The sequence below is a fragment of the Paraburkholderia sp. SG-MS1 genome (assembly GCF_012275575.1).
GTDB lineage: Bacteria > Pseudomonadota > Gammaproteobacteria > Burkholderiales > Burkholderiaceae > Paraburkholderia.
The window spans coordinates 1-18,719 of record NZ_NPIH01000155.1 but is presented as its reverse complement, the minus strand read 5'-3'; the positions used below and the strand labels follow the sequence as shown (position 1 = coordinate 18,719).

At 63.6% G+C, this 18,719-nt stretch carries 16 protein-coding genes, 2 tRNA genes and 1 pseudogene; 10 read left to right on the top strand and 9 right to left on the bottom strand.

Translation table 11 applies throughout. The features are described from left to right. Positions 1 to 175: 175 nt before the first annotated feature. The 4 genes and pseudogenes from CIC12_RS12185 to CIC12_RS12170 all read left to right on the top strand — a co-directional run bounded on the left by CIC12_RS12185 (position 176) and on the right by CIC12_RS12170 (position 3,037). A tRNA-Cys gene (locus CIC12_RS12185) sits at positions 176 to 249 on the top strand. A gap of 316 nt (positions 250 to 565) precedes the next feature. Then, positions 566 to 1,314, top strand: a pseudogene (locus CIC12_RS12180) (TraB/GumN family protein). 140 nt (positions 1,315 to 1,454) lie between these two features. Continuing rightward, positions 1,455 to 2,435 carry a sensor domain-containing diguanylate cyclase gene (locus CIC12_RS12175; RefSeq protein ID WP_168664359.1) on the top strand — a complete coding sequence of 327 codons (981 nt, stop codon included), beginning with the start codon at positions 1,455 to 1,457 and terminating at the stop codon, positions 2,433 to 2,435. Between the two features lie 101 nt (positions 2,436 to 2,536). Beyond that, positions 2,537 to 3,037, top strand: coding sequence for a GNAT family N-acetyltransferase (locus CIC12_RS12170; protein ID WP_168664358.1), 501 nt, complete (start codon positions 2,537 to 2,539; stop codon positions 3,035 to 3,037). A 111-nt stretch (positions 3,038 to 3,148) separates the two neighbouring features. Here the strand turns inward: CIC12_RS12170 and CIC12_RS12165 are convergent, their stop codons facing one another. From CIC12_RS12165 to CIC12_RS12155, 3 genes are read right to left on the bottom strand one after another with little or no spacing between them, the layout of a single operon-like run. Further along, positions 3,149 to 4,036: a cytochrome c oxidase assembly protein gene (locus CIC12_RS12165; RefSeq protein ID WP_168664357.1), complete on the bottom strand. Its 888-nt coding sequence runs from the start codon at positions 4,034 to 4,036 to the stop codon at positions 3,149 to 3,151. A 17-nt stretch (positions 4,037 to 4,053) separates the two neighbouring features. Next, complete coding sequence (locus CIC12_RS12160; protein WP_168664356.1) at positions 4,054 to 4,515, bottom strand: copper chaperone PCu(A)C; 462 nt, start codon at positions 4,513 to 4,515, stop codon at positions 4,054 to 4,056. Between the two features lie 19 nt (positions 4,516 to 4,534). After that, positions 4,535 to 5,248 (bottom strand): SCO family protein, encoded by a 714-nt coding sequence (locus tag CIC12_RS12155; protein WP_446728002.1) that lies wholly within the window; start codon positions 5,246 to 5,248, stop codon positions 4,535 to 4,537. 364 nt (positions 5,249 to 5,612) lie between these two features. Here CIC12_RS12155 and otsB point away from each other — a divergent pair, with 364 nt between their 5' ends. After that, positions 5,613 to 6,362 (top strand): trehalose-phosphatase, encoded by a 750-nt coding sequence (gene otsB / locus CIC12_RS12150; protein ID WP_168664360.1) that lies wholly within the window; start codon positions 5,613 to 5,615, stop codon positions 6,360 to 6,362. 55 nt (positions 6,363 to 6,417) lie between these two features. After that, positions 6,418 to 7,875, top strand: coding sequence for an alpha,alpha-trehalose-phosphate synthase (UDP-forming) (otsA, locus tag CIC12_RS12145; RefSeq protein ID WP_168664355.1), 1,458 nt, complete (start codon positions 6,418 to 6,420; stop codon positions 7,873 to 7,875). Positions 7,876 to 7,980: 105 nt separating this feature from the next. Here the strand turns inward: otsA and CIC12_RS12140 are convergent, their stop codons facing one another. Next, positions 7,981 to 9,816, bottom strand: coding sequence for an ABC transporter ATP-binding protein (locus CIC12_RS12140; protein WP_168664354.1), 1,836 nt, complete (start codon positions 9,814 to 9,816; stop codon positions 7,981 to 7,983). A 700-nt stretch (positions 9,817 to 10,516) separates the two neighbouring features. On the opposite strand from CIC12_RS12140, the gene CIC12_RS12135 reads away from it, so the two are divergent. The 3 genes from CIC12_RS12135 (at position 10,517) to CIC12_RS12125 (ending at position 13,283) form a co-directional block, all read left to right on the top strand. After that, positions 10,517 to 11,581, top strand: coding sequence for a glycosyltransferase family 4 protein (locus tag CIC12_RS12135; RefSeq protein WP_168664353.1), 1,065 nt, complete (start codon positions 10,517 to 10,519; stop codon positions 11,579 to 11,581). A 232-nt stretch (positions 11,582 to 11,813) separates the two neighbouring features. Further along, on the top strand, positions 11,814 to 12,668 hold the full coding sequence (locus tag CIC12_RS12130) for a hypothetical protein (protein WP_168664352.1): 855 nt from the start codon (positions 11,814 to 11,816) through the stop codon (positions 12,666 to 12,668). 150 nt (positions 12,669 to 12,818) lie between these two features. Then, the gene (locus CIC12_RS12125) at positions 12,819 to 13,283 is read left to right on the top strand and encodes a DUF2214 family protein (RefSeq protein ID WP_168664351.1); all 465 of its coding nucleotides are present in this window, start codon (positions 12,819 to 12,821) and stop codon (positions 13,281 to 13,283) included. 157 nt (positions 13,284 to 13,440) lie between these two features. Here the strand turns inward: CIC12_RS12125 and CIC12_RS12120 are convergent, their stop codons facing one another. The 5 genes from CIC12_RS12120 to CIC12_RS12100 form a co-directional block, all read right to left on the bottom strand. Continuing rightward, positions 13,441 to 15,318 (bottom strand): ABC transporter ATP-binding protein, encoded by a 1,878-nt coding sequence (locus tag CIC12_RS12120; RefSeq protein ID WP_168664350.1) that lies wholly within the window; start codon positions 15,316 to 15,318, stop codon positions 13,441 to 13,443. A gap of 524 nt (positions 15,319 to 15,842) precedes the next feature. Then, positions 15,843 to 15,917: transfer RNA gene (locus CIC12_RS12115), tRNA-Val, on the bottom strand. Between the two features lie 48 nt (positions 15,918 to 15,965). Continuing rightward, positions 15,966 to 16,700 carry a DNA polymerase III subunit epsilon gene (gene dnaQ, locus CIC12_RS12110; RefSeq protein WP_168664349.1) on the bottom strand — a complete coding sequence of 245 codons (735 nt, stop codon included), beginning with the start codon at positions 16,698 to 16,700 and terminating at the stop codon, positions 15,966 to 15,968. A gap of 89 nt (positions 16,701 to 16,789) precedes the next feature. Then, on the bottom strand, positions 16,790 to 17,239 hold the full coding sequence (gene rnhA / locus CIC12_RS12105; protein ID WP_168664348.1) for a ribonuclease HI: 450 nt from the start codon (positions 17,237 to 17,239) through the stop codon (positions 16,790 to 16,792). Next, entirely contained in the window at positions 17,236 to 18,093 is an 858-nt protein-coding gene (locus CIC12_RS12100) for a class I SAM-dependent methyltransferase (RefSeq protein WP_168664347.1), read from the bottom strand. Before CIC12_RS12100 ends, rnhA begins: the two co-directional genes overlap by 4 nt. 19 nt (positions 18,094 to 18,112) lie before the next feature. On the opposite strand from CIC12_RS12100, the gene gloB reads away from it, so the two are divergent. Further along, on the top strand, positions 18,113 to 18,719 hold a 607-nt coding region (gloB, locus tag CIC12_RS12095), incomplete at its 3' end, for a hydroxyacylglutathione hydrolase (RefSeq protein ID WP_168664346.1).

Here is an 18,719-nt window from a genome sequence, read left to right as displayed (position 1 = left end):
GTTGGTAGAGCGCAACCTTGCCAAGGTTGAGGTCGCGAGTTCGAGCCTCGTCTCCCGCTCCATACATAAGGGGAAGCAACGCTTCCCTTTTTGTTTGATGGGCTGATCGTTCTGAATGTTCTGGTCGTCCACCGGACAAATCTGCGAGCCTGCAGCTAGGTTCCAGTCCGCTTGCGGCGCGATAGCAAAGCGGTTATGCAGCGGCCTGCAAAGCCGTTTAGGCCGGTTCGACTCCGGCTCGCGCCTCCAGTAGTTGATGTAAAGAAAAGCCCCGACTTGTCGGGGCTTTTCTTTTTTCTGCGGCGAATTTCACGCGTTCGTTTTCAATTGAAAGAAAGATATCCGGCCGCTCGATTGCCGTACCGCGCTGTGCACGAAGCATCTGCTGTGCGCCGATGCGCTGCGTCTCCCTCATCGCAACGGTTATGACGCACAATTCGTGATTCGCGCGGCAATAACTGCGTCAGCACGTTCGCGCTGCACCTGCTCGGCACGCCGCACATAACCCACTGAATCGCAGAACCGCGCGCATTCCTGCGTCATTGCCCGTTCACTTCGAGACCGCATGTACCTACAACTCACCGGCACCAACGTGCGCCTGCTCGGCTCGATGCATCTGTTTCCGGCGACGAGCCGCAGAACACCGCCTTGGGTCGCTGAAGCCTATGACTGGGTCGAAGCGCTGGTCTTCGAATCCGATCCGCCGACCATCCTGCCGTTCCTGAAGACCGAGCCGCAAAGCGGCGCCGCTCGATTGCAGCCCTTGATGTCCGTGGACGCATGGACGCAGCTGCAAGCCCTGTGGCCGTCGATGGCCCTGTGGCGCCGTTAGTCGAACTGTGTCCGTGGGCCGCGCTGGTGGTCGCGCCGACACTGTTCCAGCAAGTCGTCGAAGGTGTCGAGCCGCGCATGTTGCGCTCGGCGATGGCGCAAGCCAAGCCGTATCGCTATCTCGAGACCGCGCGGGAAGTGGCGGCATTGCTCGAATCGATTCCGCTGGATGCCATCGGCGCGGCGCTCGACTTGCTGATGGCCGATCGCGATGAACCGCAACGCACGCTCGAACGGATGCACGCGGCGTGGCTGGAGGGTGATCTGCAAGCCGTGCAGCAGATCGCCGTCGAATCGCCGATGTTCAATCTGCCGGGCATCCGCCAGGCCATTCTCGAGGCGCGCAATCGCGCATGGGCGCAGCGTTTGAAGGACATCCTGCAACGGCGCGAGCGCACCCTGGTGGTGGTCGGCGCGCTGCATCTGTGCGGCCCCGGCAATCTGAGCGAGTGCCTCGCGCAGCCTGTCGAAGCGGTCTTCTGAGCGCGTGGCGGCTGCCAGTGCGCCGCCGCCATGGCATCTTAGACCGGAACTCTGACGGCCTCGCTCAATCCCACCTCAAGAATGCCGCTATACACTGGCTAGCCAAGAGTTACATCATCACGAAGCCCAGGGAATACGACATGCATGTCCCACCGACGCCCAGCAATGAAATCGCTCGTATCGCCACCCTCCGTGCGCTGCATATTCTCGACACCTCGCCGGAAGAGCGCTTCGACCGCCTGACCCGGCTCGCAAAGCGCCTGTTCGACGTGCCGATCGCGCTCGTGAGTCTCGTCGATACGAACCGCCAGTGGTTCAAGTCGTGCGCCGGGCTGACGGCGAGAGAGACGTCGCGCGACGTCTCGTTCTGCGCGCACGCGATTCTGGACGACGACATTCTGATGGTGCCCGACACGCTGGCCGACGAGCGCTTTCACGACAATCCGCTCGTAACGGATGACCCGAACATCCGCTTCTATGCCGGTTGCCCGCTGACGGTCGCGAACGGCAGCAAGCTGGGCACGCTCTGCCTGATCGACGTGAAGCCGCGCGGCCTCGACGACGAGGAGCGGGCACTGCTGCGCGATCTCGCGCACATGGCCGAACAGGAACTGGCGGCGCTGCAACTCGCCACGCTCGATGACCTCACGCTGCTGTCCAACCGGCGCGGTTTCGAAGCGCTCGCGCAACATGCGCTGAACGTCTGCAAGCGGATGGAGAAGTCGGCGTCGTTGCTGTTCTTCGATCTGAACGACTTCAAGCAGATCAACGACACGCTCGGCCATGCCGAAGGTGATCGCGCATTGCAGACCTTCGCCGAAGTCTTGCGCACCGCGCTGCGCGAAAGCGATGTGATCGGGCGGCTCGGCGGCGACGAGTTCGTCGCACTGCTCACCGATGCGGACAGCGCCGAAACGCAGCAGGTGACGCAGCGTCTTACGCAGTTGCTCGACGCGCGCAATGCCGAAGCGCGGCGCGGTTATCAAATCCGCTATAGCGTGGGGCAGACGGCCTACGATCCGGCTCACCACGGATCGATTGCCGAATTGCTCGCGGCGGCCGATGCGGCGATGTACAGCCATAAGCAGGCGTCGAAGGCGCGTGCTATGCCGCGCGGTTGATGCGCGGTGTGGCCGCACGGTTGCGTGGCTGACGGCCGTCGCGCGCGGCATAATTGCGGATGAATGCCCGCGCAGTGGCGCCTCCTTTCTGAAAGCATCCGATGACTGAATCGCAGCACACCGCCGCCACGCGGCTCGCCCAACTCCAATGGCGTTGGAAATCCTTCGCGGACCTCGCTAGTGTCGAAGTCTATGAGATGCTGGCCGCGCGTAGCGCGGTGTTCGTCGTCGAACAGAACTGCGTGTATGGCGATATCGATGGGCTCGACGCGCAAGCCTGGCATCTGTCGGCCTACGGCCCCGGCGTCGACGGCGCGGCGCCGCAACTGGCCGGATATCTGCGCGTGCTGCTGCCGGACGCCACGGACACCGACGTGCGCATCGGCCGTGTGCTGACCACGGCGGCGTTCCGCGGTATCGGGCTGGGCAACGCGATGCTCGAACGCTCGCTCACGCACATTCGCGCGCAATGGCCCGCCACGCCGATCCGTCTGCATGCGCAAGCGCATCTGCAAGGTTTCTATGGTGCATTCGGCTTTGTACCGGTCTCGGACGTTCACGACGACGACGGCATTCCGCACGTGTGGATGCGCTCGGCCTGAACGGGGCGCGATGAAGGGCGAAGCGCCGGTGCAGGTTAGCTGGCGCGCTTCGATCGCCCGGCTTTATCCGCTCCGGCTTGATCATTCGGATTCGACTGACCGCCAGACTCGCTATCCGCGCTGGCCCCCTGCTGACGCTGACGCGGCATGGGACACATCCCGCGCCGTCTTCGCACGTCGTTCGGCGCGCAGGCGTCCGCGTGCCGACAACCGCATCCAGTGACGCAGCGCGATCAGTGCGCCGATCACGCTCATCATCGAACCCGGAATCCACAGCAACAGCCCGCCGATCTGCTGGTCGCGCATCGGGCTGAGCCACGTGAACGCGCGCCCGCAAATCGAGTAGATCGGATACAGCTCATGCGGCGTGAAAAAGATGAATGCACCGAGGATGATCTGCGGCGGAATCGCGGTGATCACCACCAGCACGCGCTTGCCGGGCGACAAACGCGCCGGCGGCGCCGGCCGTGGATCGAGCACGAGCCACCAGAACAGCAGCCCGTCGATCACCATGGTCCAGTTCATCACGCGATAGAGCCGCCAGTCGAGCATCGCGACGAAATGGATCGGCGACATCAGCCAGAAGTAGATCAGCCCGACGAACAACGTGACCGCGACGACCGGATGCATCACCACGTCGAGCAGCTTGCGCACGAGCGGCGTCGCCAGCGCGGGCCGCACGAAGCGCTGCCGCCAGCTGTACGGAATGCCCGCGCGCAACGCCGCGCCCGGATACGACAGCGCGATGAAGAATGGGCCGAGGTGATGCAGCACCAGATGCTGCAAGCGATGCATGAAGAACTCATGCTCGAAGAAATAATCGAGCCGCGTATGCAGCACGACATACAGCGCCGCCAGCCCGAACCAGAAGGAAAGGCGCCGCGCGAACGACAGCTTCGCACGGCGCGCGCCGCGCACGAACAGGACCGCCGGCACCAGCAGCGCGATCACGACGGTCGGCGAAAATTCCCAAGGGTCGAGCCAGTAGAGCAGATTCATCGCTGCACGTTACCTGGTTACTTCGTCTGCGCCGGCGACTTGACGGCGAACGGCGTGTCGAGTGTTTCGCCGTCGGAGAACTTCAGCGTCAGATGCACGGTCTCGCCCGGTGCGATCTTGTGCTTCGCGTCTTCGAGCATCACGTGGTAACCGCCGGGCGCGATCGAGACCTGGCCGTGCGCGGGCACGGTCAGTTTGTCGACCATCACCATCTTCTGCGACGAACCGTTCGAGACGGTCTGGTGCAGCATCGCGTCGCCGTAGTCGTTGCTCGAAATATCGACGAGGTCGACGGGCTTGTCGCTTGCGTTGACCAGCGTCGCGTAGCCGGCGGCGGGCAGGTTGTTCGGCAGCCAGCGGACCCATGCGTCCTTGACGCTGATCGCGTTGGCGCCGGCGGCGTGCGCGGCCGAAGCGACACCGAACGAGAGGGCGAGCGCGCAGCTCAGTGAAGCGAACGTTTTGATCTTGATCGACATGAATGGACTCGGGGAAGGGTCAGGAACGGTCATCGATGATACGGCGCAGGTCTTGCGCGATCGTATCGGGCGTGTCGTGATCGGTGGCCAGCAGGCGCGCATGGCCCTGGCTGTCGAACACGTAAACAGCGGAACTGTGCGTGACTTCGTAATTGCCACGAGGGTCGCGCTTTTCCATCTGATAGGCGACGCGGTAACGCTTGGCGAGCGACTCGATCTGCCAGTCGGTGCCGGTGAGACCTTCGGCATGCTGCGAGTCGAACGCACCGACGTAATCGCGCAATGCTTGCGGCGTGTCCCGCGCCGGATCGACGGTGATGAAGAGGATGCGCACCTTCTGCGCGTCCGGGCCGAGCTTGCCGAGCACCTGCATGAGCCGGCCCATCGTCTCGGGGCAGACGTCCGGGCAATGCGTGTAGCCAAAGTAGACGAGCGACGCGCGGCCCTTGAACGACTCGCCGGTGACAGGGCGGCCGTCGTCGCCGGTCAGCTTGAAGTCGAGATCCGGCAGATGGCCGGTCACGTTGGTCAGCTGCCAGGGTTGCGTGCGAGGCGTGCAGCCGCTCAGCGTGGTCAAGGCGGTGAGGGCGGTCAGCGCGCCCGTCATCACGGTCAGTGCGAACGGGCGCACGGATTGCCGCCAGCGCGATTCGGCGGGAGGCGGGTGCGGGTGTCGGGATGCAATGATCGGGAACAAAGCAGGGCTCAATGACTCGATTGAAGAGCGGCACATGACGACGCCGATCCACGGCGCCGCCGGATTCCACCTGATTTTCCTGCGGCGCGTAGGCCGTCATAGTGTGCAAAGATGGCTTCGACGGCGATCGTCTGCGTGGCTGCGACTGTAGCGCAAAATTGCCGGCGGCGTCGCGCAACGCCCACGGCGCGCGGTTCGCCGGGCAATTTGACGCAGTCGGATGAAAGCCGGTTGAAGCCGGCCGTTCTCTTTTTGAATGCCCTTACCGTAAGCCGGCGCGCGCAGCGGCCGGTGGGCCGGAGTCCCGGACTTCCGGCTTACTTTCTCGAAAAAATGACGGATGCGCGGTAAGATGCGCACACTTTTCCGGCCGCAGAAGGCTGAAAGGCGAACTCAAGTGATGCAAGCACTTCCGGCTGTTCTGTCTCCGAGTGAGACGGCATTTTTCTTCGACTTCGACGGCACGCTCGTCGAACTCGCACCCACGCCGGACGGCGTGCTGGTGGATCCGCGCGTGGTCGCGCTGCTGGGCGAACTGCGTAATCTGACGAACGGCGCGGTCGCGATCGTGTCGGGCCGCGGCATCGACAGCATCGACGCTTTCCTCGGTATGCCCGATCTGCCGATTGCCGGTTTGCATGGCGCCGAGCGGCGCGACGCGAACGGCGATACGCAGCGCATTGGCTTCCACGACGAGCGGCTCCTGCGCATGGAGCAGGTGCTGGCGCAGGTCGTCAACGAACATCCGGGCATGCTGCTCGAGATCAAGGGCGCGGCGCTCGCGCTGCATTATCGCAATGCGCCGGACCGTGAACGGGTCGCGCGCGAGGCGACCCAGCGGCTGGTCGCCGAGTACCCCGGCGCTTACGTATTGCAGCCGGGCAAGATGGTCTACGAAATCAAGCCGAAAGACGTCGACAAGGGCCGCGCCATGCGCGCGTTCCTCGACGAACCTCCGTTCGTCGGCCGCCAGCCGGTCTTCGCCGGTGACGATCTGACCGACGAGAAAGGCTTCGCCGTCGTCAACGAGCGCGGCGGGCTGTCAATCAAGGTCGGCGCGGGCGAGACGATGGCGCATGCGCGCATCGAGTCGGTTGCGGCGCTGCTCGACTGGCTCGAATCGATTGTCGCAGCGGCGCGGGCAGCATGATGCCGGCGCCGCATCGCTTGACGCACACAACGCACTGCATCGGGAATCGCGCTTCATGAGCCGACTGATCATCGTATCGAACCGGGTGGCCCCGATCTCGGAGGGTGGCCCGGCGGCGGGCGGTCTGGCGGTTGGCGTGTATGACGCGTTGAAGGAAACCGGCGGCATGTGGTTCGGCTGGAGCGGCGAGGTGCTCAGTTCGGGCCAGCCGCAGATCAAGGTCGAGGAGCGCGGTCCCGTGACCTTCGCAACCGTCCCGCTGATGCGCCGCGACTACGACCAGTACTACCGCGGATTCTCGAACGCCACGCTGTGGCCGGCGTTCCACTATCGCGCCGACCTGCTGCAATACGACCGGCACGACTTCGAAGGCTACTGCCGCGTCAATGGCTGGCTCGCGCAGCAACTGGTGCCGCTGCTGCGTGAAGACGATGTGATCTGGGTCCACGACTATCACCTGATCCCGTTCGCGCAGGCATTGCGTGCGGCCGGTGTGAAAAACCGCATCGGCTTCTTTCTGCATATTCCGTTTCCGGCTTCGCAGGTGCTGCTGGCGGTGCCGCCGCATCGCGAGCTGGTCGAAGCCTTGTGTTCGTTCGATCTGCTCGGCTTTCAGACCGAGCCGGATCTGCGTGCGTTCGGCGACTACATCGTCAACGAAGCGCAGGGCACGGTCGATGTGTCGGCTCGCGGCCCGCAGACCATCCACGCGTTCGGGCGCACGTTGCGCGCGGCGGCCTATCCGATCGGCGTCTATCCGGACGAGATCGCCGAACTCGCGAAAGCGGGCGAGCGCGGCAAGCCCGTGCGCACGATGAAGGCGACGCTGCATTCGCGCAAGCTGATCATGAGCGTGGACCGTCTCGATTATTCGAAGGGGCTGGTCGAACGTTTTCGCGCGTTCGAACGTCTGCTCGAGCATGTGGCCGCGCAACGCAACAAGGTGTCGTTCCTGCAGATCGCGCCGCCGACGCGCGCCGACATGCACGCGTATCAGGACATCCGCTTGCAGCTGGAAGGCGAGTCGGGGCGCATCAACGGACGCTTCGCCGAACTGGACTGGACGCCGATTCTCTACATTCACAAGCAGTACGAGCGTTCGGTGCTGGCCGCGCTCTTTCGCACCGCGCATGTCGGCTACGTCACGCCGTTGCGCGATGGGATGAACCTCGTCGCCAAGGAATATGTGTCGGCGCAGGACCCGGAGAATCCCGGGGTGCTCGTGCTGTCACGCTTTGCCGGCGCGGCGCAGGAGCTGGAGGGCGCGCTGATCGTCAATCCGGTCGACATCGACGGCATGGCCGAGGCGCTCGCCGATGCGCTCGCGATGCCGCTCGCGGAACGTCAGGCGCGCTATCGCGACATGATGGTGCAGTTGCGCGAGAACAATGTGTCGGTGTGGCGCGATAACTTCATGCGCGACTTGCAAAGTGTGGAGAGTGCGAAGTCCGGCAGAAGCAGGAAGGTAAGGGCAGGCGCCGGACAGACGGTGCGTGACAGCGTGGAGCAATAGCGGCCGGGCTAGCTGCCGCGCCTTCTGCTCGCAGAGCCTGAAAAATAGAAAAGCCGCTCATGTGAGCGGCTTTTTCATGGGCGATAACTTCGCGCGGCGCGCCGATCAGACCACGTGTTGTTCGTCGACCTTTTTGCCGCCGATGTGCAGCGTCGTACCCTTGCCGTACTGTTTCGTGAGCAGATCGCGATACAGGCCCGGACGTTGGCGCAGCTCTTCCGGACTGCCGTCGTCGATTACCTTGCCGGCGCTCATCACGATGATGCGGTCGAAGTTGTTGAGCGTCGACAACCGGTGCGCGATCGCGATCACCGTGCGGCCGACCATCAGCCGGTCGAGCGCCTTCTGGATCGCTTCTTCCGAGGCGCTGTCGAGCGCCGAAGTGGCTTCGTCGAGCAGCAGGATCGGCGCGTTTTTCAGAATCGCCCGCGCAATCGCGATCCGCTGACGCTGGCCGCCCGACAGCTTCACGCCACGGTCGCCGACGATCGTGTCGTAGCCTTCCGGCATCGCTTCGATGAAGTCCGAGCAACGCGCTTCGCGCGCGGCCGCGAGCACTTCCTCACGGCTCGCTTCGGGGCGTCCGTAAGCGATGTTCTCGTACACCGTGCGATGGAACAGCGAGATGTCCTGCGGCACTAGCGCGATCGCATGGCGCAGGCTGTCCTGCGTGACCGTCGCGATGTCCTGGCCGTCGATCCTGATCGCACCGCCTTGCGTTTCGTAGAAACGCTGCAGCAGTGCCAGCACGGTGGATTTGCCCGCGCCCGATTTGCCGATCAGGCCGACCCGCTGGCCGGGTTCGATATGCAGGTCGAAGTGATCGAGAATCGGACGGCGGCGCGGGTAGGCGAACGTCACGCCTTCGAAATCTACCCGACCGCCTTGCGGCACGAGTTCGGTCGAGTCGTCGCGATCCGGCATGCCGTGCGGTTCGAGCAGCGTGCGCACGGCTTCCGCGAGCCGCGCGACGTGTTGCGTGACGTCGACGAGCGCGACGGCCAGGTCGCGCGTGCCGTGCAGAATCGTGAAGCCGAGCGAGCTGACGAGCACGATGTCGCCCGAGGTCGCCTTGCCTTGATCCCACAGCCACAGCGCCCAGCCCAGCAGACCCGCCGACAGCAACGCGGTGATCACCGCATGCAGCAGGCGCAGCTTCTCCAGATAGAGCAGGCTTTGCTGGCGCGCGTCCATCTCTGCCTTGACCGTTGCACCGAAGCGCTGCTGCTCGCGAAACGTCATGCCGAACGCGCGCACGAGACCCATGTTGCTGATCACGTCGACCAGTTCGCCGTCCACCGACGCCGCCTTGGTGGCGAAATGGTGATGGCGCGCCGAGCCGCGCCCCGCGAGCTTGTACAGCACCACCGACAGAATCGCCGAGCACAGCATCAGGCCGCCCGCCATCAGCGGATTCACGGCGATGATCATGACGATTGCACCGAGCACCGCGATGCACGGCGGCAGCACGTTCCAGGCGGTGGTGTTCTCGGCGGTGTAGACGGCGTTCGACGTCGCCGTGATCCGGCTCGCGAGCATGCCGGGTTGCTTCTCGGAGTAGTAGCTCGGCGAGTGTCCGCTCAGGTACTGGAACAGGTCGCGCCGCAGGTCGCCGGTCACGGCGACGAACGTATGCGCTGCGACCCAGCCACCGACGCGCCACAGCAGGTTGTCGGCGGCGATCAGGCCGACGAGGATGGCGAACGCGCCCCACAACGGACCGGGATGATGCCGGCCTTCGCCGAGCACGTCGATCAGATGTTTGATCGCGTATTGCGAAGCGAGCGCACAGCCCACGGCCGCAAACACGCTGCACAGCACGATCGCATGCGCGAGCGGATGGCGGCGGATAAAGCGGAAGAGAAACGCAAGCGGCCGGTGAGCATAGCTCGCGAGCTTTGCGTTCTGGGCGTTACGCTGGGCGAGGGTTAATTGTTCCAATTGATCGTGAGGTCGAGGTGTTTCGGGTTGTGCATGCAAAGCGCGGGCCACAGAAAAACGGAATCGCCGCGAAGCCGATGCTTCGCATTGTAAACATGCAAAAGCGATTGCGCCCTGTGTATCCGGGCATTGGCGCGATTGATTTCGCGATGGAAGTCTGAGCCCTGCAGTTGCTGGACCCGCTGACAGGCAGGTGGTTCGCGCAGGTTACGGACGAATTCGAGATATAATTACAGATTGCATTCAACCGCGCTGCGGCATTTCTTCAACGCGTGCCGGCAAAGTTGACGCTAAAGCTTCCTAGACACCGCATTCGCAGTCGCTGCCGGAAGCCAGTTGCTACTGTAGAACTGTCTTATAAAACAAGGGTTTGCAAAGTGTTTCGCGTTTGTAACAACGTAAAGACTTTGAAATGTTGTGGTGCAGCGAGAATCCCGGCACCGATAATGCGTGCTCTGTGGAGCCCGACCAGCCTGGAATTATCTGACAGTTTGTCAACGTAGGTCTCACGTGTGCGTTTACTCGCATGCGCAGACGGTAATCGGCCAGTCTGGGCTTAGCCCCAAGCGATCCATCGCAGGATTTCTCGAAAGAATCAGGCTCCGCCGGGCATATCCGGCCAGACGGCCCTGGCGAGCAAGCGAGTCGCTTTTACCAAACGCAGTATTTTTGCCTGATTTTTTACTAGGAGTTCTCCATTATGCGAATCGCTCAAATCGCTCCGCTGCACGAGGCGGTTCCTCCCAAGCTGTATGGTGGTACGGAACGCGTGGTGTCCTATCTGACCGAAGCTCTGGTCGAGCAAGGCCACGACGTCACGCTCTTCGCGAGCGGCGATTCGCAAACTTCGGCGAAACTCGAAGCCTTCTGGCCGCAGGCGCTGCGCCTCGACCCGACTATCCGCGACGTGATGGCGCCGCACATGCTGCTGCTCGAAGAAGTGCGCCGCCGGGCGGACGAATTCGACGTGCTGCATTTCCACATCGACTACTACCCGTTCTCGCTGTTCGCGCGCCAGCCGGTGCCGTTCGTGACGACGCTGCACGGCCGTCTCGATCTGCCGGAACTGCAGCCGATCTTCAATACGTTCAGCGACGTGCCGGTGGTGTCGATCTCGGACAACCAGCGCATTCCGCTGCCGCAAGCGAACTGGCTGCAAACCGTCTATCACGGTCTGCCGGAAAACGTGCTCACGCCGATCAAGGACGTCGAGCCGGGCTACCTCGCATTCCTTGGCCGCGTCTCGCCGGAGAAGGGTCTCGACCGTGCGATCCGCATCGCCGGCCAGGCAGGTATGAAGCTCAAGGTCGCCGCCAAGATCGACAAGGCCGATCGTGCCTATTACGAAGAAGTGATCAAGCCGCTGATGGCGCTTCCGCACGTCGAATACATTGGCGAAATCGGCGAAGCCGATAAGCGTGAGTTCCTCGGCAACGCGCATGCGCTGGTGTTCCCGATCGACTGGCCGGAGCCCTTCGGTCTGGTGATGATCGAAGCGATGGCTTGCGGTACGCCGGTGATCGCGTTCAACCGCGGCTCGGTGCCGGAAGTGATCGAGAACGGCGTGTCAGGCTTCGTCGTCGAAGATGAAATCAGCGCGGTCGCGGCCGTCAAGCGCCTTCACACGCTGCCGCGCGTTGGGGTGCGCAATGCGTTCGAAGCGCGTTTCTCGTCGAAGGTCATGGCGAGGAACTACGTCGCCACCTACGAAGAACTGCTGCGTCGGAAACAGCGCACGGTGCTGCGTGAAGTCAACGCGAACTGATCTGTAGTAGCTCAGGCGGCTGAAAGAGCGCTTCAGGGCGCGCTTCGGTGCCACCAGCAACGCCTCGTGAGCCTGCGCTCACGGGGCGTTGTTGCATGCGCGCCGCGTTTTTTTCAATGTGTGGACGAAAGTAGGCTGTTCGCGCCAGTAGGAATGAGCCACTCTCGGTAATATCCCTATAATGGCCGTGCCGCAAATTTGGCTGCGGCGCCGCCGACGACAGGAGGATGCCTTGGCGAGAACGAAAGAGACGCGAGCGAATGCCGCGCCTGGCGCCGGAACGATTTTCGCGTTACGCGCCATCGGTCTCGTGCTTGTCGCTCGCTGGCTTTTTTCGATGGCGCAGATGGATCTCGCCGCTGCGCTGTCGGCGATGGTGTCGTCGCCGTGGGCATGCATCAACCTGGTTTTCCTGTTCCTGCTGATTTTCCTGCCGGGCGCGCGCGCCGTGGCCGAGCGTCCGTTTCATCCGCTGCCGCAATGGCTGCGGCAGGCGCTGCGTTTGTTCGCTTTCCTCGGGTTTGTATTCGCGCTCTGGTCGGTTGGCGCATTCGTGGCGAGCGCTGGCTGGCGGCGTGCCGCGCAGGCGGTGGCGGCTACCAACGGCTGGCTGCTGGTCGCGCCCATGCTGTATGCGGCCGTGTTGTGGATCTGCCGGCCGCGCCCGCTGTGGCGGACCAACATCGCGGCGCGGCGGTTTGCGATCGGCCGTTATGCGGTCGCGCTCGATCCCGCCACGCGTACGGTGATCGTGTGGGCCGAGCGTCGCAAGGTGGGGCAGTACGATGCACGTGAGCTGTCCGTGCGCTGGGTCGCGGGGCAAGACCTGCGGCCCACGCCGGCGCCGGCCCCGGCAGTCGCGTTCGGCGCGATGGGCGAGCCGGGCTCCACAGCTGCGCCGCTGGGTTCGGTCGCGGCCCCGGCACTCGTGCGCGGCGCGTTCGGGCGCCGTCCAGCAGTCGAATTGTTGTGGGACTCGCCGGCCGCCGCAGGCCACAATCGGCAAACGGTATTTCGCGCCACGCTGACGACCGAGGGCGATCGGGTCGCCGCTCGCGCGCTTGACACAACTCTGCGGCAAGTCTGAAGCTGCATGCTTTGTGCAGTCGATCACACGCGTGGCCGAGCAACACGTCGTCAATCGAGCCTTGGCCGATAATGAAGTCATGGCGCCCGGCCGTTCAGCGCGGGCGAGTGGACATACATCGATCGTGTCGCGTCTTTTGCAGGAGTCGCTATGCTGGTTCGCTGGTTGCTTGCCGCCCTTCATCTGCTCGCTTACGGTTTTGCGCTCGCCTCGATTCTGCGCCGCACCTGGGCGCTGCGCCGCGCGTCCGTGCCGGCCGCGTTGCGCTCCGTATTTCGCGCCGATACCCGGTGGGGTCTGTCCGCACTGGTGTTGATCATCACCGGCTTGATGCGCGTTTTCGGCAGCTACGAGAAGGGCGCGGACTACTATCTTCACCAGCCGCTCTTTCACGTCAAGATGACGCTGCTCGTGCTAATTCTGATCCTCGAAGTGCCATCCATGCTCGCGCTGATGCGCTGGCGCGCGTCAATCCGCAAAGGCACTCTGCCGGATCTGAAAAATGCGCGGTCGTATGCGCGTTACAGCGTGATCCAGACGGTGTTGCTGGTGCTCATGGTGTTTGCGGCAACCGGGATGGCGCGCGGCATCGGCTTGCCGGCCGGCGTGGTGTAGGCAGGCTGTACTGGCGGTAAGCCGAAGCGGGGCAGAGGGGCGGTGGCGTGCGCGGCTATGTGGTGACGACCGTGGACGCGCGCAGCATCGGCAGAACGCGGCGTCGCACGGTCAGTGCACGACGTGCCGGACGTCCGCCGCATACGCTCGCTGCAATCTACTTCCCCACTAGCAAGCTCGCGTCATCCATCAGATCCGCCTTCGACCCGGCAGTCTCACGCATGAACGCCGATTCGCCGAGACCCTTGACGAGTTCCAATGCCTGGCGTTCGAACAGGCGCCGGTACAAGCCGTTCTCGCGCCTGATCAGCGCGTCGTGGCTGCCTTCCTCGATCACCTTGCCCTTGTCCAGCACCAGCAGCCTGTCCAGCGCGCGCACGGTGGACAGGCGGTGCGCGACCACCAGCGTCGTGCGGCCGATCATCAGCCGCTCCATCGCCTGCTGGATCAGCACTTCGCTTTCGCTGTCGAGGCTCGACGTCGCTTCGTCCAGAATCAGGATCGGGGCGTCGGCGAGGAAAGCGCGCGCGATCGCGACACGCTGACGTTCGCCGCCCGAGAGCTTGACGCCGCGTTCGCCGACCAGCGTGTCATAACCATTGGGCAGCGCGCTGATGAAGCCATGCGCACTGGCGAGTTGCGCGGCCCGCTCGATCTCGGCGCGGCTTGCGCCGGGCCGCGCATAAGCGATGTTCTCGGCGAGCGAACGGTGAAACAGCACCGGCTCCTGCTGAACGATCGCGATCTGGCTGCGTAGCGACGCCTGCCGCACCTGAGCGATATCCTGAGCGTCGATCGTGATCCGACCGCCGGAAATATCGTAGAGGCGCTGAATCAGCTTGATGAAGGTCGTCTTGCCCGAGCCCGAATGCCCGACCAACCCGACGCGCTCGCCCGGCGCGATGCGCAGGGAAAAGTTGTCGTACAGCGGCTGGTCGTGCGCGCCGTAATGGAAATTGACTTGCTCAAAGCAAATCTCGCCTTGGCTAATCGCGATCGGACCCGCGCCCGGGTGGTCTTCGATGCCGAGTGGCTGACTCTCCAGCGCGACCAGTTCTTCCATATCGTTGACCGAACGTTGCAGGTTGCGGATGTGCATGCCGACATCGCGCAGATAGCCTTGCAGCATGAAGAACATCGTCAACGCGAAGGTGATGTCACCGACGCTCGCCTCGCCGCGCGCCCACAGCAACAGCGCGACGCCGAGAATGGCAGCCTGGATCGCCGCCAGCATGCCGCCCTGAACACCGCCGTTGATCGTGCCGCGCACCCATGTGCGGCGCGTGCGGTGACGCCACTTGCCGATCACGCGTTGAAGCAGCGCTTCCTCGCGTTCTTCCGCGCCGAAAGCCTTCACGACGCCGTTGCAGCTGACCGCATCCGCGAGCGCGCCGCCCATGCGCGTGTCCCATGCGTTCGCGAGGCGCGCGGCCGGCGCGACGAAGCCGAGCGACATGGCCACGGTGACAGCGATATACAGCAGCGAGCCGATCCCGACGACCGCGCCCATCATCGGCCAGCGCCAGCCGAGCAGTACGGTGGCGCCGATCAGCATGGCCAGCGACGGCAACAGCGCGATCAGGAGCGTGTCGTTGAGCAGGTCGAGCGCCCACATGCCGCGCGTGATCTTGCGCACGGTGGAGCCGGCAAAGCTGTTGGCGTGCCAGTCGGTCGAAAAACGTTGCACGCGATGAAACGCGTTCGCGGCAATCTCGCTCATCATCTTCAGCGTAAGCCGGATGATGTTGAAGTACACGCCCTGGCGAAGCAGCGTCGCGCCGAGGCCGAGCGCGGCCAGCATGCAGAAGGCCGTGATCGCCGCGCGCCAGGCGCTTTCGTTGCCGGCCGGTCCGGAGGCGATTGCGTCGACAAGGCGTCCGGCGAACACCGGCGTGAGCACATCAGCCAATGCCGAGCACAGCACCAGCGCCGCGATGACGACGACGCGCCACGGCTGTTGCGCCCAGTGATTGAAGGTGAAACCGAGGACATCCTTAAAGGCTTGTCCGCGAAAGTCGAGTTTTTTGTTAGCCATTTGCCGCGACCCGGCGACGCATGAACGCACCGAGGTTCCAGTCAGAAGCGAAGGGAAGAGACAGTCAGGCGTGCCGGCATGCACCGGCAATGCGACTCAGGGCTGTCTGGGATCTGCTCGTCACGCCTTTGCGGGCGGACTCGCCTATGCGACGGGCTGACGAGGGTTAAGGTCGTGAGGGCGATCGCGGGACCATGCGAGGGAGAGCGATATGCACTGCGAACATGTGACGCCTCCCTTTTGGTCGAATGAGGTGGAGAAGAAGATGGGCGACGATTGCGCCGAAGGGCAACTATATCAGCAGGATCCGGCGGTCGCAAACTTACGAAGTTCCGGTGCCGACGGGGAAACCCGAAGACGAAATCCCGTCGCGAGACGCGTTTTCGTATCCGTGCGGGCCGAACCCCGCTCGACCTGATCGAGGATCGAAAAACGCCACATCAAAACCCGAATGAAAAATAGAAAAGGGCTTATGCATTTCTGCATAAGCCCTTTGGTCTTCGGTGATCGACACACCAAAATTCTGGTGGGTAGTACTGGGATCGAACCAGTGACCCCTGCCGTGTGAAGGCAGTGCTCTACCGCTGAGCTAACCACCCGAAGAGATTGAGATTATGTCAGTGATTTTTGCTTCCGTCTAGTATTTTTTAAGCAATCTGCTCATTTTCTGCGGGAGCGGGTTCGAGCCGCCAAACGCTCGTGCCCTTGACTGCCTTGTCGAGACCATCGAGCACTGCCTGGTGCGCGGCAACTTCGTCGTCACTGGCAGCGATGACGACCAGTTCCAGCGACTCGAGTGCGACACGCGGCGCATGCGCGTCGCCACCGGCATGCGATTCGCCGAGCATGTCGATGACGAGGCTCTCCTGGCCGCGCGTCATCGCCAGATAGACTTCGGCGAGCAGCTCGGAGTCGAGCAGTGCGCCGTGCAGCGTACGGTGCGCGTTGCTGATGCCGAAGCGGTCGCACAGCGCATCGAGCGAGTTGCGCTTGCCGGGGAACATCTGCTTGGCGCGGGCGAGCGTATCGATGATCTCGCCGCAGTAGGTGCTCACCTTCGGCAAGCCGAGCAACGCGAATTCGGCATCGAGAAAGCCGATGTCGAATGGCGCGTTGTGAATGATCAGGTCCGCGCCCTGGATGAAGTCGCGAAACTGATCGGCGATCTCGCCGAACTTCGGCTTGTCGCTGAGGAATTCCGTGGTCAAGCCGTGCACGGCCAACGCGCCCGGATCGCTGTCGCGTTCCGGATTGATGTAGAAGTGCAGGTTGTTGCCGGTGAGGCGGCGATTCACCAGCTCGACGCAACCGAGTTCGAGGATCCGGTCGCCGGTGCGGGCATTCAAGCCGGTGGTTTCGGTATCGAGGATGAGTTGACGCATATCGGATTAGCCTGCCTCAGAAAATTGCAGCGAAGAAAAAAAGCGGTGAGAGAACGGCGCCAGCTATCGCAAAGCATTGCGCGCGACGCTCATCCGATTTGCGCGAGCGACGCGACGCCGCGATTGGCCAGTTGATCGGCGCGTTCGTTTTCCGGGTGTCCGCTATGTCCGCGCACCCAGCGCCATTCGACCTCATGCTGCGCGACGAGCGCGTCGAGCCGCTTCCACAGGTCGGCGTTCTTCACCGGCTGCTTTGCCGCAGTGATCCAGCCTTTCTTTTTCCAGCCGTGAATCCATTCGCTGATGCCTTTCTGCACATACTGCGAGTCGGTGTGCACGACTGCCTTGCAGGGGCGCTTCAGCGCTTCGAGCGCGGCGATCACGCCCATCAATTCCATGCGATTGTTGGTCGTGTTGGCTTCGCCGCCGAACAGTTCTTTTTCCTGGTCGCCGAAGCGCAGCAACGCGCCCCAGCCGCCGGGGCCCGGGTTGCCCTTGCAGGCGCCGTCGGTATAAATGTCGATGAAATCGGGAGTCATTGAGTGTGGTTGCGTGTATTCGGGGTGGCCGCGGGCGCGAGGCCGGGCGCGAGCACGGGTTTCTTCACTTTCAACGGGCCGACGAGGCGCATGCCGCGCACGCGCTTGATCGCCTTGATCATGTAGGTGGCGCCGAAGATCGGCCACCAGCGGTCGCCGGCGGCTTCCATGAAGCCATAGCGGGCGAGCCATTGCTCGCTGCCGAGCGGCGGACGATAGCAGCCGAAGCGCCCGCGTTCAAGGTCGAAGCCCAGCAGCTTGATCCAGTCTTTCAGGCGCGTGAAGGCGATCAGGTCGACCGCCGCCGGCACGAACGGCCGGCCGGTCATCTTGCCAACCGATTGCCGCGCGCCCCATAGCGACAGCGAGTTGAAACCGAGAATGATGAGCTGCCCTTCGGGCATCAACACGCGCTCGGCTTCGCGCAGCAGCCGGTGCGGATCGCTCGTGAATTCAAGCGTGTGCGGCATCACGATCAGATCGACGCTCTGTGCTTCGAACGGCAGATCCAGCAGGTCGCACCACACCGCGCTGCGGCCGGCCGGCGCGGGCAGGCCCGCCGACCCGGCCGACGCCGCGCCGCGGTTCGATCCGGGGCGGGTGCCGGCATGCGTCAGGCCGCGCGGAAAAGCGTAGGGCGCGCTGGCTCCGCTCGCAGCGTCGAGCACGAGGCCGCGGCATGGCATCCGGTTCTCGCGCAATGCATCGAGCTGGGGCAGGCCGAGTTGCAGCGCATGATAGCCGAACACGTCCGACACTACGCGGTCGAGCTGGGTCTGCTCCCAGTCGAGCACGTAGCGGCCGGGCGGTGAATCGGTCCAGGCGGGCCAGTCTATAATTGCTCGGTCAGTCATATCAAAGAATACGTCGCCTATGAATGCGCTCGAGTACGTTCCGGTCCCGGCGTTTGAAGACAATTACATCTGGGTTGTTTCCGACGGACACCATGCAGTCGTCGTCGATCCGGGTGAGGCGGCCCCCGTGCGTGCCTATCTGGCGAAACGCGGATGGCAGCTGAGCGCTATTTTACTCACGCACCATCATCACGACCACGTCGGTGGGGTGGCCGATCTGCTGAATGGCCAGGCCGTGCCGGTCTACGGCCCCGCTGGTGAAGCGATCCAGCATCTCACGCACCGTCTCGAAAATGGCGATCGCGTGTCGATCGAGACGCCCGCGCTCGAATTCAGCGTGCTCGACGTGCCCGGCCACACGAGCGGCCACATCGCGTATTTTCAGGCCGCCGATTCGCGTGGCACGCCGCACGTCTTTTGCGGCGACACGCTGTTCGCATGCGGCTGCGGCCGGTTGTTCGAAGGCACGCCGAAGCAGATGCTCGCTTCGCTGGATGCGCTCGCCGCGCTGCCCGGCGCGACCGAAGTCCACTGTGCGCATGAATACACGCTGTCGAACATCCGTTTCGCGCTCGCCTGCGAGCCGGACAATGCCGAGCTCCAGGCCTGGCGCGACAAGGCGAGCG

Bases quoted from the DNA above. Each gene is read 5' to 3' on its own strand.
- CIC12_RS12175 (WP_168664359.1), top strand. From the start codon at position 1,455: ATGCATGTCCCACCGACGCCCAGCAATGAAATCGCTCGTATCGCCACC.
- CIC12_RS12170 (WP_168664358.1), top strand. From the start codon at position 2,537: ATGACTGAATCGCAGCACACCGCCGCCACGCGGCTCGCCCAACTCCAA.
- CIC12_RS12165 (WP_168664357.1), bottom strand. From the start codon at position 4,036: ATGAATCTGCTCTACTGGCTCGACCCTTGGGAATTTTCGCCGACCGTC.
- CIC12_RS12160 (WP_168664356.1), bottom strand. From the start codon at position 4,515: ATGTCGATCAAGATCAAAACGTTCGCTTCACTGAGCTGCGCGCTCGCC.
- CIC12_RS12155 (WP_446728002.1), bottom strand. From the start codon at position 5,248: ATGTGCCGCTCTTCAATCGAGTCATTGAGCCCTGCTTTGTTCCCGATC.
- otsB (WP_168664360.1), top strand. From the start codon at position 5,613: ATGCAAGCACTTCCGGCTGTTCTGTCTCCGAGTGAGACGGCATTTTTC.
- otsA (WP_168664355.1), top strand. From the start codon at position 6,418: ATGAGCCGACTGATCATCGTATCGAACCGGGTGGCCCCGATCTCGGAG.
- CIC12_RS12135 (WP_168664353.1), top strand. From the start codon at position 10,517: ATGCGAATCGCTCAAATCGCTCCGCTGCACGAGGCGGTTCCTCCCAAG.
- CIC12_RS12125 (WP_168664351.1), top strand. From the start codon at position 12,819: ATGCTGGTTCGCTGGTTGCTTGCCGCCCTTCATCTGCTCGCTTACGGT.
- CIC12_RS12120 (WP_168664350.1), bottom strand. From the start codon at position 15,318: ATGGCTAACAAAAAACTCGACTTTCGCGGACAAGCCTTTAAGGATGTC.
- dnaQ (WP_168664349.1), bottom strand. From the start codon at position 16,700: ATGCGTCAACTCATCCTCGATACCGAAACCACCGGCTTGAATGCCCGC.
- rnhA (WP_168664348.1), bottom strand. From the start codon at position 17,239: ATGACTCCCGATTTCATCGACATTTATACCGACGGCGCCTGCAAGGGC.
- CIC12_RS12100 (WP_168664347.1), bottom strand. From the start codon at position 18,093: ATGACTGACCGAGCAATTATAGACTGGCCCGCCTGGACCGATTCACCG.